Origin of the sequence: Pseudomonas quasicaspiana (assembly GCF_021147825.1) — a bacterium.
GTDB lineage: Bacteria > Pseudomonadota > Gammaproteobacteria > Pseudomonadales > Pseudomonadaceae > Aquipseudomonas > Aquipseudomonas quasicaspiana.
This window is the reverse complement of record NZ_JAGTPI010000028.1, coordinates 24,675-38,611: the sequence shown is the minus strand read 5'-3', so window position 1 is coordinate 38,611 and position 13,937 is coordinate 24,675. Positions and strand designations below refer to the sequence as shown.

The window sequence follows — 13,937 nt, the reverse complement described above, 5'->3', positions numbered from 1 at the left end:
AGAGAGGGCCGATGGCGGTTATCGATTACAGCGACAGCCAGTCAATCAAACGTTAGGGCAAGGAACCGGAGCCCAGTCGCCTACGTCAGGGCTTTTGCACATGCCCTCAACCTGGCTTTTACCAGCGGTGGCAACCTTGTCGCTTTCAGCCTGCTTGGCTTTGGCGTCGACCAGGGTTTTCTCGGTCTTCACGGCTTCTTGTGGAACGACCGGCAGTTTGGCTTTCGCTGGCTGCTTGGTCTTTTTCTTGGTGGTCGCTGCGGCAGCTGGAGCGGCGTCGGCTGCAGCCACGGTTGCTACGTCGGTGCGCTGTACGCCGACTTGTTGCAGGTCTTTTTCGTAAGCCTGGGTGTAGTTGCTCAGGTCTTCACTGGCACGACCGTTTACGGCAGTGATCAGGTCGTTGGACTCTTTCAGGCCCGATACGATTTCCGCCAGGCGCTTACGGCCTTCGGTGTCGTTGATGGTCTTGGCTTTGCGGGCCGTCATCAGGTTGGCGAACTGCTGCTGATAGCAGGACTGCGAAGCACGAGCGTAAGCAGTGCTGCGGTCGATGTCAGCGGCGCTCTTGTTGATGTCGCCTGCGTACGAAGCGATACGCTGCTTGTCATCGGTGATCTGCTTCTGACGCTCGGTGTAGTAACCGGCTGCGCCGCCGACCAATGCCCCGCCCGCTGCGCCGATGGCGGCGTTGCGGCCACGCTTCTCGGAGTCACCGGTCAATGCGCCGGCCAGTGCGCCACCCACAGCGCCCAATGCGGCACCGGTAGCGACCGATTTGGTCATGTCCGAATCAGTGCTGCGCAGGTGTTGTACCGGCTCGTAGCATGTCGGGTAGTACTCGACCTTGGTGGTCGCGCCTACTTTGGACACTGGCGAGCTGGCGCAACCGGTAAGAATGACCGCGCCAAAACCAGCCGCGGTCATCATCAGAGCGCGACCAGTGGAACGGGTGAGCAGGGGTTTACGGGACAAAAGCATATTTGCGTTCTCTTCTTTAGTTTGGACTAGCCCGACGCGGCTTACAGCCGCCCGAGTCCCCTCTGTATTTGCAAGACTACGACGGGTCATTGCTGACCTGCCGATGCAAGCAATTCCTTCAATATCGCCGCCGGATCGGCCCGCTTTTGCTGGCGGTAGTTACCGACATGACGCACGAATAGTGTTGCCCGTGTCACCAGACTCTTGCCGATGATCGGTTTGCGATTGAGTTCTTCCTTGATGCGTTGGAATTGCGCCTGGATCACCGCATCGGTGTAGCGGGTGCCGGTGGCCAGGTTGTCGATGTAGATTGCAACGGCGCCATCCAGCGCGTTGCGCCCGTTGTCCAGCGCTGTGCCGAACAGCTTGGCGGTCGCCTCATCCTTGGCGTCCAGCGCCTGCTGCTGGCTCTTTTTCAGATTGGTCAGCCGGATGTTGTAGTTGCTGATGGTCTCGGCCACCAAGGCCGCTGACTGGATCAGGTTGCCTGCGGCCTCTTCGCGCTGTCGGGCGATCAGCGAGACGTTGCGCTTGAGCTCTTCGTTGACCAGTCCCAACTCGGCTTGCAGGCGCGGATCGGCGCTGGCGGCGATGATGCTGTCCAGACGCTTGGTCGGATCCTGAGCGTCATCAATGGCGTCGGTCAGCGAGGCCAGACGACCTTCCTTTTCCCACTGGGTGAACAGCTCTTTGTAGCGTGAGCGGGGTGCCGACAGCGCGCCGATGGCAACGCGAAAACCGGTGGTTTCATTGCTCTGTTCGGTGCCGTCGGCGGCAAACAGCGGGTACTCGCGGCGCATGCCGGTAAACAGCGTGCCTTCGCCCTCAAGGTAGTTGCCACCTTTGGCAACGAAGCCGCCGTAGGTGCCTTGGCGACGCCCGGCATGAACCAGCTGGAAAGACTCCTGAACCATTTCCGCCGCGTTGCCGATCACGTCGAACATGCCAATAGGGTTAGGCAGTTTGGTGCCAATGGGCGTCAGTCTTGCAGCCTGGCCGGTACCGCCCGCCACCTGATTGAAGACTGCCCAGTCTGCGAGCGGGCCGTCGCTTTCGCTTCCTTCAACACGACGAGGGAACAGCCGGGCTTCTAGCTCCTGCCGACTGACCGCCTGACCGCCACGCGCCGCGAACTCCCATTCCACTTCAGTGGGCAGGCGAACGAACCCAATACCACCGTCCTCGACGTCGTTGCCGCGGCCGCTGACTGGCAGCAGGTCGCGATGGTTTTTCATCAGCCAGGCGCTGTAGACCGCCGCAAAGCGTTCGGCTTCGAAGCGCGACAGTTTGACCTTCGGCAAGCGAGCGGCCATGCCTTGGGGCTCTTCGCATGCCGGGGCAGGTTCACCGCTGGCCAGCGACTGAGCCTGAGCCATGACTTGCGCGTATTGACGTGCCGTGACCTCGTACTTGCCGATGAAGTACATCATCGGCTTGAGCGGCGTGCCCTTGTCGGTTTTGGGCAGTACCGGGCCAATGGTTTTGCCCCAGTCACTGGACAAGTCCTTGAGGGTGAACTGACCGTTGATGAAGTCGCGCCGATAGCCGGAAATAAACGACTGTTTGTAGCCAGGCTCGCCTTCGCTGAACGGATAGCCGAGGCTGATTTCGCGATCATCCAGGCTGCCTTGCGCGAGGATGTAAACGTAGCGAAAGACCATTTCGCCGTCACAGGGCAGCGGCAGGCTGACGTCATCCGGCAGTGGCTTGGGGTTGTCCAGTTTGTCGGTATCGTCGGCCAGCACCTGACCGGCCATACACAGCGACACAACAGCCAAGGCCAGCGCGGCTTTGCGAAACTCAAACATCTCGAATTCCTTCTGAAGCTTCAATTCGTGCCACGCGCCAGCCGCCCATCGCCGCCGCGCTGAGGCTGGCACCGAGCACCGCGAGCAGGGCGACGAGGTAGTGAACAGGTAGCAGGTGACTGGCGTACTCGTTGGTTGCCTGCGCGAACAATCGGTTCAGTCCAGTTTCGGCCAGGCCATACACGCCGGCCGCGAGCAGGGCCGCCAGCCCGCCGCTGTAGAGAGCCTGGAGCACCACGAACAGCAGCAGCGCGCCGGTACTGAAACCGAGCAAACGCAAGACCGATAGCTCACGCCGCTTACGCTCAACGGCCGCCAGCGCCCCGGCGAAAATAGCGGCGAATGCACCGGTCACGGCCAGCCCGGCAATGATCCAGAAGGTGATGGACAGGTTGTTGCTCAGGGACCGAACCTGATCGATGGCCTGTGCCTGAGTTGAAACCAGTTGTCCGCTGTCAGCGAAATAGCGGCGCAGGGATTCGACGCCATCGAGGTCGTTTGCATACAGCCGAAACGCCGGATAGACCCGCTTTTGCACAGACGTTGTAGGGTCGCCAGCCCAGCCCAGCGCTGTGACTTCACGGCCGTCGCGGTAATCTTCGGCAGCTTCCAGCAGGCTCAGCGTTGCGAACATTGCGTCACGCTCGAAGGCTGCCAGAGGCAACACCGCCAGCACTTGCAGACGAGTGCGTTGCACCTGTGCCTGCCCGGCGACTTGCCGGGTGAAAGAGGCGTCCAGCCAATCGCCCGGTTTGCTGCCAAGTTTTTCCGCAGCGGTGTGACTGAGGACCACGCTGTTGATTTGCACTGGCAATTTCAGACCTTCCAGCAGCGGGTCACCGGCTGCCGTGGGGATCATCTCCACGTTCACTGCCGGACCTGCCGCCTGGCTGTTCAAATCTGCGGTGGCTGCGATTTGTCGGGTGCGCGGTATGGCGAATGCCACGTCAGGCCGTTGTGCCAGGAGTTCGACGAAGCCTCGGGTGAAGCGGCCGCCGCCCATGGGGATTACTTCGCGCACGCCGGGATCTTGTTCCAGACGTTGGGTCAGGCTACTGATCAGGCCGAACTTGAGACCAAACAGCACCAGCAGCGGCGCGATCACGGCCACCAATGCCAGCACGGCACAGGCCGAAAGGCGTGCATCGGCGCGGTAGTCTTGCCAAGACAGGCTGGCCACCAGAGAAGGGCGCATCAGCGGGCCTCCTCAAGGGTTGCCGTGACACCGCCGTCCGCGTCGCGTCGGCAAGCAATCCGCAGGCAACGCAGGCCGTTCGTGCGGGCCAGTGTTTCGTCGTGGGTGGCGATCACGCAGCAGGTCTGCTGATCTGCCGCGCCTCTGAGCAGAAGCTGCATGACCCTGTTGGCATTGAACGGGTCCAGTGCGGCGGTAGGCTCATCGGCCAGTACCAATTGCGGCGAGTGAGCCAGCGCACGGGCGCAACTGACTCGTTGGCGCTGGCCAACGGAAAGCGAAGGTGGCTTCTTGTGCAGTTGGTCGGCGATTTCCAGTTGCTCAGCCAGGCGCTGCACGCGGCCGTCGTCCTTCAGGCCGAGTAACTGACGGGGCAGGGTGATGTTGCCGCGCACATCGAGATAGCTCAGCAGGCCGCCGGTTTGCAGTACGTAACCCAGATGACGGCTGCGCAATTGCGCCAGGTGGTTCTGCTGCGCGCCACGCCACAGGCCACCGATGTCGAATTCGCCTTGTGACGTCGAGAAGTCAAAACGCTGGGCATGATCCGGCGACGACACCAGCGCCAGCAGATCCAGCAGCGTGCTCTTGCCACTGCCGCTTGGGCCGAGCAACGCCCATTGTTGCCCGGCAGTCAGCTCCAGGCGCGGAATCACCAGGCTGTAACGCTGGCTGCCCGAGCCTCGCGTCTTGCGCACATCTCGCAGGCTGAGCATCAGGGCAGCGTCGAAAGCGGGACGCGATACAGCGCGTCGCCCGGCTCGGCGTCGCCGAACCGGACCCAGTTGGCCAGATCATTGTGGAAGGTTTCGTAGAGACGGATTTTCGAATCCAGTTCGTCGATGAAGTCTTCCTGTTCCGCCACGCTCAACGACAGCCACAAGTCCTGAGTCATGCTCAACGCCTTGCTGCGATAAGGCAGGCCATCAAGGTATTCACCGAGGACGCCGCCTTCGGCCAGTTTTGCGCCTTTGCGCAGTGCCGAAGGATCACGACTCATGTAGGCGCTGGCGCTGGCGATTTCCTGGAAAAAGTCCTTCGGTGAGGTCTTGGTTTTGCGAGCGGCATCAACGATCAGTTTCAGGGACTGCTGCAGGTCGTTGAGTTGCAACTTGGTCAGCATGACGCAGACCTGAAACGCGGGCAGCGTCGGGTTGGTCAGGTCGCGGTCAGCGGCCCAGGCGCTGACCAGTTGCGGGGCCTGACTCGCCGATTTACGCCCAAGGAAATCCATGTGCATCGCATAACCGATGGCCGCTGACTTGTCGGCAACGCTGGGCGCAGCAGCCAGATTTGGCACAGCCTGCGGTTGGTTGCTGCGTACCTGATGCACAAGGTCGGCGAATACCGTGCCGATCTCATCGACTTGAGCGCCGAATTTGCTGACATCACCGCCCGCGACAGGGATGTAAAGATCACCGATTTTCGGGTTGGCGTCGGCGGTCAGCGTTCGATATTGCTGCTCTGCCTGCGCATGGTTTTTCTTGCCTGCGTCGGTGCGCAAGTGCAGCGCATAGATTTTGATCTGCTTGCTCAGCGCCGCCTGACGGACCTCCGCCTCGTTCATTTGCGTGCTGCTGTAAGGGTCGTTTTTGCGCAGAGAACCGGCATCACTGACCAGCAGAATCAAGCGCCCACCGTAGCCGGACCAATCCATGTCATTGACCGCTCGCATGACCCCCGCGAACGAATCTTCGTTGAAGGAATGGCTCGATACCGAGGTTGCCTTGACCTGACTGGCCAGTTGCATGAATCGCTCTGGATCGCGGCCCTGATCAAGGGTGATCAGGGTTTTACTCAAGTATTCCAGCCCGGGGGTCTTACTGACATTGTTGCGAAACCCGACCATCCCGAAGCTGACACTGTCGAGCTCGCCGCGCTGAGCGATCTTGCTCTGCAGTTCGTGCACGACATTGCGAACCTGATCGATGTAGGGCTGCATCGACACCGACGTGTCCACAACCAGCACGACTGCCGTGCGGAAGTTGTCGGTGCTGGCCTTTGGTTTAGCGTTCGCGCTATCGGCAGATTTGCGTTGCTCGCTGCCGGGGTCGATGGACGCCACATTCAACAACTGAACAGGCTGGCCGTTTTCATCGAAGGTTTCCCGGGATTCGAAAATCGGCAACAGGTAGAACTGATCCGGCGGTACTGCGCTGGCGCTGGGCTCCAGTGCCAGCACCTGTTGGCTATCGTCCGGGTCGTTTTGTGCCTTGAGCAACAGGTTTCTTGCGGCGGTGGTGTTGCTCAGCATGTTTTCCAGTTCGCCGGGCTGGCGCAGGAACATCACGGGTGAACGGCCGGAGCGCTCAGTGAATTTAAGCACCAGGCTCTGTTTCCAGTCGCTGATCTGGGCAGCAGGCAGCCAGCCCTCGCTGCGACCATCGCTGGCAGGGCCGACGCGTAGCCACTGGGTGCCATCGACGGTCTGGCGCTGATAAACGTAAAGCACAGAAAACGACGGTAATGGTTTGTTTGGCTGACCACCCGGTTCGCTCGCATAGCTTGCGCCGGGCTTGCTCAACACACGCTGAAACAGGGTTTTCTTGCCGGGCATCAGCAGTGGGCGCTGTCCGCCATCAGCGTTGGCCGCAAGGGCCGGATCCACCGCTGACGATTGACCGACAGGTGCTGTGTTTGCCGCTGAAGAGCGGGGTGTTGTCGGTGTGTTATCGGCCTGGTTCATTTCCGTTGAGCTTTGCGAACTCATCCACCAGTAACCGCCGCCTGCCAGGCCCAAGGCAGCAGCAATGGCGACACCGAGCAACGCCAGCATCGGGCCTCGACGCTGGCTGGAAGCCTCCGTCTTTTCTGCTGTCGGTTTTGCCTGTGGGGGCGGCGGCGACGGTGGCGCGCTGCGCGGAATCTCGATGGACTCCGGGGTGATTCCGGCCAGATCAAGACCTGCCTGTGGTGCAATCGGTAGTGGTTGAATGAGCGTGCTTTCAGTCGCTGCCGACGGCAGGTTATCCAGCGCTGCAATCAGTTGCTCGGCATTGGCAAAACGCTCCGCCGGGTCCTTGGCCAACAGCCGACGCAGAATGTCCTGATAGCGGTCATGATGGATTGGCAGCTCTGGCAACGGCTCGGTCAGGTGGGCCAGCGCAGTGGAGAGTGCGTCGACGCCGGTGTACGGCAGCCTGCCGACGAGGATCTCGTAAAGCACCACGCCCAGCGCATACAGGTCGGCGCGTCCATCGATGTCCTGCCCGCGAGCCTGTTCGGGGCTCATGTAGCTGGGAGTGCCCACGGTGAAACCGGCCTGAGTGAACTGCGTGCGGTCGTCCAGGGATTTGGCGATGCCGAAGTCCGACAGCACGGCTGTGCCGTCGGCACGGAACAGGATGTTGGCCGGTTTCACATCGCGATGGACCAGCCCTTGAGCGTGGGCGTAACCCAGCGCGGAGGCGATCTGGCGGATGAACAGCAAGCCCTGCTCGGGGCTCAGGCCCTCAGCGATGCGTTCCTTCAGCGTGCCATTGGGCAAGTATTCCATGGCCATGTAGTACAGCTCGTCTACATTGCCGATGTCATGGATGGTGACCGTATGCGGATGCGACAACCGCGCGAGGGTGCGTCCTTCGCGCAGGAAGCGTTCGCAGAAGCTGGGGTCGGCGGCGAGCGACGCGGCCATGATCTTCAGCGCCACCTTGCGTTGCAGTGAACGCTGGGTCGCCAAATAGACCGTGGCCATGGCGCCTTCGCCAATCTCACCTTCAATGTCAAAACCGGGTATCAGGATATCCATGGATGCTTTCTTCAGTTGGCTTTGACGACGATTGCCGTGATGTTGTCGGGTGCACCACGCGTCAACCCGAGGTGTATCAGGCTGCGCACCACCTGATACGGGTCGCTGTGGCCAAGTACGTCGCGAATTTCATGATCTTCAGCGGTCTTGTTCAGGCCGTCGCTGCACAGCAGGTAGGTATCACCGGGGACGATCTGAAGCGGCACCATGGCCAGCTCCAGTCCTTCTTCCACGCCAATGGCGCGGGTCACGATGTTGGCGCGCGGGTGCACTCTGGCCTGTGCTTCGCTGAGCAGGCCGCTGTCCTGTAAGTCCTGGACGTAACTGTGATCACGAGAGAGGCTTTCCAGTACACCGTCGCGCAAGCGATACAGGCGGCTGTCACCGGCCCACAGGCACACGCCTTCGTCCTCTCTTACGGCGAGCAACACCAGCGTGCTGCCCATCATGCTCACGCCACGGGTTTTGGTTTCTTCGCGCACCGTCGCGTTGACCTCGGCCATCCGGGACCGCAACTCGCGGGTGTACAGCGACAGATCCTGCGACACCGGAATACCCCGCAGACTGTCCACGATCAGGCTGCTGACATAGTCCCCGGCGGCGTGACCACCCATGCCGTCGGCCACAGCCCACAGACCGTTGTCGGTCGCTTCCAGAAAGGCGTCTTCATTGATCTTGCGCACCATGCCGACGTGGCTGTAGCAGGCAGATTTATAGGTAATGCGAGACATCTAGTTCGTGGCTCCTTGCCCAAGCAGAAAACTGCCGAATTGCGCGGCGGCTGGCAGCCCAGTGCAATGCAGCAGGCCCGGCGCGATCTGTTCCGAGCCCTTGCCCCACCACAGACTCGCGTGGTCGCAGGCCTTGTCCACCAGTGCCGCGCTGCGCTGAGCAGGTTCCGTCGCGGCCATTCGCTGCAGGCCGGCGAAGTTGCCCACAGGCTTTCGTGGTGTGGCAGGCAGCGCACCCAGTGCTTGCAGGTTGCTGTCGAAGGTTTCGAAGCTGGCGCCTTCGTCCAGCGTCGAGAGCAGCAATGATTCGGTCTGTTCGAACCAGTCTTCAGGGCCGGTCACCACTGCGCCAAGGCTGTAATCGCTCGCCAGAGGTTGAGCGACGGTCAGCGGAAAATAACGCCCGACCCGATCAATACTCGGCATCAGCACGCCCACCATGGCATCAGGCCCGCACACGCCGGGGGCCAGTGCGAAACGCCAGAGCGGGCTGACCAGATAAGCGTCCAGCCACTGGCTGCCCAGTTGCTGTTGGCTGGCGAGCAACCCGGCGGCGAGCCAGGCGTCCCAAGGCTTGATAAAACTCTGCGGCAGGCCACGGCTGACAAAATCGCCGCGGCTGGCCAGCTTGCCGTAAAACCCTGTCGTCATAACCGCTCCGGCAGGCTGAAGCCGCTGATGACGCGACTCTTGAATGGGTTGAAAGCACTGTTGGCGCGCAGCTCGTAGGAGATGCTCGCGCTGTCGACCCGCAGGCGCAGATTGAAACGGTCCGGCGAGCTGCCCGCCACCAGGTCCGATTGCTCCAGCAGACGGAACCAGGCCCACGGGCCGTCCAGGGTAATGGCCGAGCGGCCACTGGCCGATGGCGGCGAAATGGACATACGGACCACGCCGATGCTCCCGGCATTCGGCCACTGCATCGCCACAGGGCGGCTTGGGCCGTGGTCGTAACTGATCTGCTGGCCATCAAGGTCGAGCAGGAACTGGGTGATCGAAGCATCCATGGCCACCGGTTTCAGCTCGAAGCGCACCATCGGTTGGGTTCCACCTGAACGGAAGAACGCATCACGGATCGCCGCAGCACGCTGGAAGGTCTGCAGCACGCCTGCATTGATCCCCAGTTTCTGTGCTGCACCGGGCTGCCAGCGCCAGGTGGAAGCCGATGTATCGACGTAAGGTTGCAGGTATCTGCGGAAGTAGTTGTCCATCACTCCGCCAACCCCGAAGAACTGGCCGAAGTCATCCAGCGTGGCATCGCGATTGCTGCCGGGCGACAGGGGATAACGCCCGCTCAGGGACTGGCGATAAACGTTGACCACTTCGCTCACCCAGGCGGCGTTCAACTGGTTACGCACACCGCCCATCATCGTGTTGGTGGTGGAGCTGACCACGGATTTGACCAAGCCTTGTACCAGAGGCGGTTGGCGCTCTGCCGTCAGACTGACGCGTTGTGCTGCGGCCGTGGCCGAGTTTTTCGCCTCGCCAAGCAGCGCATCACCGCTGGCACCGACCATGGCGCTGACCTGTACATACAGCGCGTTCATGTCCGCCAACAGACCGTCAATGGCAGCCGGTTCGCCTTCGCCCTTGCTGACCAGACTGTTGAGTTCGGCAAAGTGCGCACTGACCGGGTCTTCGCTGCTGACCGGCGTTGCGGTGTTGCTGGCCGGTTGTTCCTGACCCAGCAACGAGCCGAGCTTTTGCTTGAGCTGATCGACATTGCCATCGACTTTCTTGCCTTGAGCAGCGAGCAGTTTTTCTTCCTGTTGCAGGTCTGTTTCTTTGGCGACCGCCACCAGCAGTTTCTTCAAGGGCGAAGAAGGCCCGGAGAGGACGCGCAGCACGTCCGCGGCCTGCGCCACGCTGGTGATGGGCACGAAGTCGATGTCGGCGAGCAGGGCGTCCCAGTTTCTCAGGTAGTCCTGGAAATACAGACGCCTGACGTCCGCGGCCAGACTGGCAACATTCTGTTGATCAGCCTGATCGCGGCCCAGCACCCATTGCTCTTCTGCCAGCGTGCCCGCTTGCGTCAGGCTGGTGGCCAGAAAGGCTTCCCGATAGCCCTTGGCGGTAAAAAAGCCGCTCAAAGGATCGCCTAACGGTTTGCCACTCTTGCGCGCAAACACCAGCGGCGCATCGCGACCGGCTGCCTCACTGAGGCGAAAGTCAGCGACACCTTCGGGCAGTTTGTGCCGCTTGACCCGGTCATAAACGCGTTGCGCAACGGGCAACTGTTGCAGTTGGCGGCGCAGGTCGTCGATCAGGCGCTGGTCCAGGCGTGCGTTAGGCGGGTGGCGCTCGAACAGCGCCTGCAGATGTTCACCCAATTGCTGGCGTTGTTCCGGCGGCAGGTCGCGGGGCAGGTTTTGGTCCCAGTCCAGAGCAATCCATGCCTTGATGAAGTCAGGGTCGTAATGCTCGTTGTCGGCGAGCATCAGGTAGGCCTTCAGACCTTCGTACAGGTAATCGGAACTGCCACCGCTGTGGAGTTGCTCTTCAATGCGCGTCACCAGGCGTGGTGCGAAGACCGCGATGAGGAGTTTGCGATAGACGCTGCCGGACTCTGCCTCAAGCATGTCGCCTTGATAAAGCCCCAGCCCCTCAGACCAGTCCGGTGCGTCACCTGCCAGATGCTTGACCGCATTGAGCAATGGCAATACCGCCAGCACATCGCGTTGTGCCGGGCTCAGGTTTTGTACACTTTGGCCCAAAGGCGCGACCTTCTGATCGACCTGGGCGATGTACGCCTGGTTGGCGCGATAACTGACCCACCACAATGCACTGACCGTCAGCACCACTGCGATGGTCGCTGCCAGAACCCCACGGGCAATCCATTTGCGGCGCTGTTCGACTTTCGGGTTGACGCCCACCAGTCCCCGCTCGGCAAACGCCACGGCGGTGAACAGCTTGTGGATGAAATAACTGCGCCCGGTGCCGCTCTGGCGCGCCAGATGCTGGCGGTCCAGGCTCATGCTTTGGGCCATGGCGCCGATCAGGCGGTCAATCGGGCTGCCTTCCTGAGTGCCGCTGGTGAAGTACACCCCACGCAGCAAGGCGCGGTCTTCGTAGGCGTTGGGTTTGAATACCCCGTCCAGGAAGCTTTGCAGACAATCTTTCAGCGCGCCGAATTGCTGAGGGAAGCCGTAAATCAGATCGCGGCGGGCCGGATCACGCTCTTGCTGCAAACGCTCTACCAAACGTGCGTTGATTCGTTGCTCCAGCAGGGCGAATTCACTGAGAAATTCAGCCAGCGGACCTTGCGCGTTCTTGCCGTCGTCGAGGGCAAAGGTCATCCCCCAGACCTGCTCACGCTCTTCTTTGCTCAAGGCATCGAAGAACTCCATGAAGCCGGGCACCAGATCCAGCTTTGTCAGCATCAGGTAGATCGGGAAACGCACGCCGAGCTGCGTATACAGCTCCTGAATACGGGCGCGGATTGCAACGGCATGCGCCTCACGCTCAGCATCAGTGCCGAGCAACAGGTCAGACAGACTGATGGCAATGAAAGCGCCGTCGATAGGACGCCGCGAACGCTGATTCTTCAGCAGGTCCAGAAAGCCCAGCCACGCGGCTTTATCGACCTGCGCATGGCTGTCCTGAGTGGTATAGCGCCCGGCGGTGTCGAGCAAGACGGCCTGATCGGTGAACCACCAGTCGCAGTTACGCGTCCCGCCCACACCGCGAATCGCGCCCGCACCCATCTGCGCCGCCAGCGGAAAATGCAGACCGGAATTGACCAGCGCAGTGGTCTTGCCCGAACCCGGCGGGCCGATGATCACGTACCACGGCAGTTCGTACAGATTGCGTCGCTCATCGCCGCCCAGTCGGGCTTTCTTGAGCAGTGTCAGCGCTTCGTCCATGCGTTGGCGCAAGGTGGCGAGTTCTTCTGCCGTGGCGACACTGGCCGGGTCCGGAGCCTCTTGCGCAGCCAGGCTTTGCATGACTCTGGCGGCCTGACGACGCGCCTGAACGATGCGAAATACCCGGTACGCGAGCCACGCCGCGAACAGCAGGATGATCAGCGCCCAGCGACGGCCTTCCGGCACCAGGGCTTCGAGCAACGGACCGACAAACCAGATAATCAAACTTAACGCGATCAGGCCCAGAACCGGGACGATCCAGCGAATGAAAAAACCGAAAAACGCCTTCACTCGACCCCCTCCGCCAGAACAGTGATTTCTACCCGGCGATTCTTCGCCCGGCCTTCGCTGGTGTTATTTGGTGCCAGCGGTTCGGTGTCGCTACGCCCTTCGGCGGTAAAGCGCTGCGGCTGACCGGTTTTAGCGGCGAGAATCTGCAACACCTGCTCGGCACGCGCCTGGGACAATGCCCAGTTCGACGGGAAACGCAGGGTGGCGATGGGGCGATTGTCACTATGGCCCGTGACGCGAACCTGGCCTTTGACGTTACGAATCGCGTCGGCGATGCGCAGCATCAGGGGCTGGAAATCGTCGACGATGCTGGCGCTGGCGGAAGCGAAGAGCTCGTCACCACGAATGGTTACCACCGAGCGATCCACAGCGTCTTCCACGGAGACCCGGCCTGCCTTGATCTCATCAGCGAGGAAGCCCGCCAGGCGGGGACGCTCTACCAGCTTGGGCTGCACGACAGGACGGTCAATGGCCTGCACCGGAATTTCACCCAGTGCATGGATATTCTTGAAGACCGGTTCGGCATCGGATGCCAGCTTCAGGCGCAGGCCGAAGAGCAGCAGTAACAGCAGCGCCAGGCCAATGGCTACGCCGACCCAGGGCGGCATGAATTGGGAAAGACGATCACGCGCCACGCTCAGCCCGCGCCAATGAGGCGACAGCTCGCGTTCGTATTCACCCCGTGCACTGCGGATGGCTGCACTGGTCCGCTCACGCAAAGCGTCCAGCTGACTGCGACCGTCATTCATTACCCGATAGCGGCCCTCGAAACCCAGGCACATGCACAGGTACAGCAACTCCAGCAGATACAGGCGTTCGCGCGGGCTTTGCAGGCAATGTTCCAGAAGCTGAAAGACCTTTTCACCGCCCCAGGCTTCGTTGTGCACCGTGATCAGCAGGCTTTGTTTGCCCCACTCACTGGTGCTGCCCCAAGGCGTGCTCAGCACCGCTTCGTCCAGCGCGGTACACAGCGCATAACGCGCCAGCAGCACCTCATTGCGAGCGATACCGGCTGCTTCGGCGTCCTGTTCGAACTGGCGCAGATAACCCAATAGTTGTGCGCGCAGGCTCGCCGGTGCGGGATGCGCGATGGTGCTGCGCAAGCGCGTGAGCAAAGCCAGCAATGGCCCGGCGGCGGACTCCAGCGTGTTCAGGCCTTGCGCCTTGCCGGTCAGCGCCGGGCCGGCGGGAGCAGCAGGTGGGGCCGTCGGTTGCTCCGGATTTACCGGCTGCGGCCCGCGTCCACCGGGTCGCGGCATGAACTGCGTGCGGTCATTGGGGGATTCAAACGGGTTCGAAGGATCGTCGTTCCGGGTCATC

Annotated in this window: 9 protein-coding genes; all 9 read right to left on the bottom strand. The window is 61.4% G+C overall.

Annotation, left to right across the window (positions count from 1 at the left end):
- Positions 1-45: 45 nt before the first annotated feature.
- A complete protein-coding gene (tagQ, locus tag KDX30_RS16880) occupies positions 46-981 on the bottom strand; it encodes a type VI secretion system-associated lipoprotein TagQ (RefSeq protein ID WP_099270311.1) in 936 nt (311 codons plus the stop codon).
- An 86-nt stretch (positions 982-1,067) separates the two neighbouring features.
- Positions 1,068-2,789, bottom strand: a complete 1,722-nt coding sequence (locus KDX30_RS16875) for a formylglycine-generating enzyme family protein (RefSeq protein WP_231676977.1) — start codon at positions 2,787-2,789, stop codon at positions 1,068-1,070.
- A complete protein-coding gene (locus KDX30_RS16870) occupies positions 2,782-3,984 on the bottom strand; it encodes an ABC transporter permease (protein ID WP_231676976.1) in 1,203 nt (400 codons plus the stop codon). Before KDX30_RS16870 ends, KDX30_RS16875 begins: the two co-directional genes overlap by 8 nt.
- Positions 3,984-4,700 carry an ABC transporter ATP-binding protein gene (locus KDX30_RS16865; RefSeq protein ID WP_231676975.1) on the bottom strand — a complete coding sequence of 239 codons (717 nt, stop codon included), beginning with the start codon at positions 4,698-4,700 and terminating at the stop codon, positions 3,984-3,986. The genes KDX30_RS16870 and KDX30_RS16865 overlap by 1 nt, the downstream gene beginning before the upstream one ends.
- Positions 4,700-7,732, bottom strand: coding sequence for a serine/threonine-protein kinase (locus tag KDX30_RS16860; RefSeq protein WP_231676974.1), 3,033 nt, complete (start codon positions 7,730-7,732; stop codon positions 4,700-4,702). Before KDX30_RS16860 ends, KDX30_RS16865 begins: the two co-directional genes overlap by 1 nt.
- Before the next feature lie 11 nt (positions 7,733-7,743).
- Entirely contained in the window at positions 7,744-8,463 is a 720-nt protein-coding gene (locus KDX30_RS16855) for a PP2C family protein-serine/threonine phosphatase (RefSeq protein WP_027900013.1), read from the bottom strand.
- Positions 8,464-9,114, bottom strand: a complete 651-nt coding sequence (gene tagF, locus KDX30_RS16850) for a type VI secretion system-associated protein TagF (protein WP_231676973.1) — start codon at positions 9,112-9,114, stop codon at positions 8,464-8,466.
- Positions 9,111-12,617, bottom strand: a complete 3,507-nt coding sequence (tssM, locus tag KDX30_RS16845) for a type VI secretion system membrane subunit TssM (protein ID WP_231676972.1) — start codon at positions 12,615-12,617, stop codon at positions 9,111-9,113. The genes tagF and tssM overlap by 4 nt, the downstream gene beginning before the upstream one ends.
- Positions 12,614-13,936, bottom strand: a complete 1,323-nt coding sequence (locus KDX30_RS16840; protein ID WP_231676971.1) for a DotU family type VI secretion system protein — start codon at positions 13,934-13,936, stop codon at positions 12,614-12,616. The genes tssM and KDX30_RS16840 overlap by 4 nt, the downstream gene beginning before the upstream one ends.
- Between the last annotated feature and the right edge of the window lies 1 nt (position 13,937).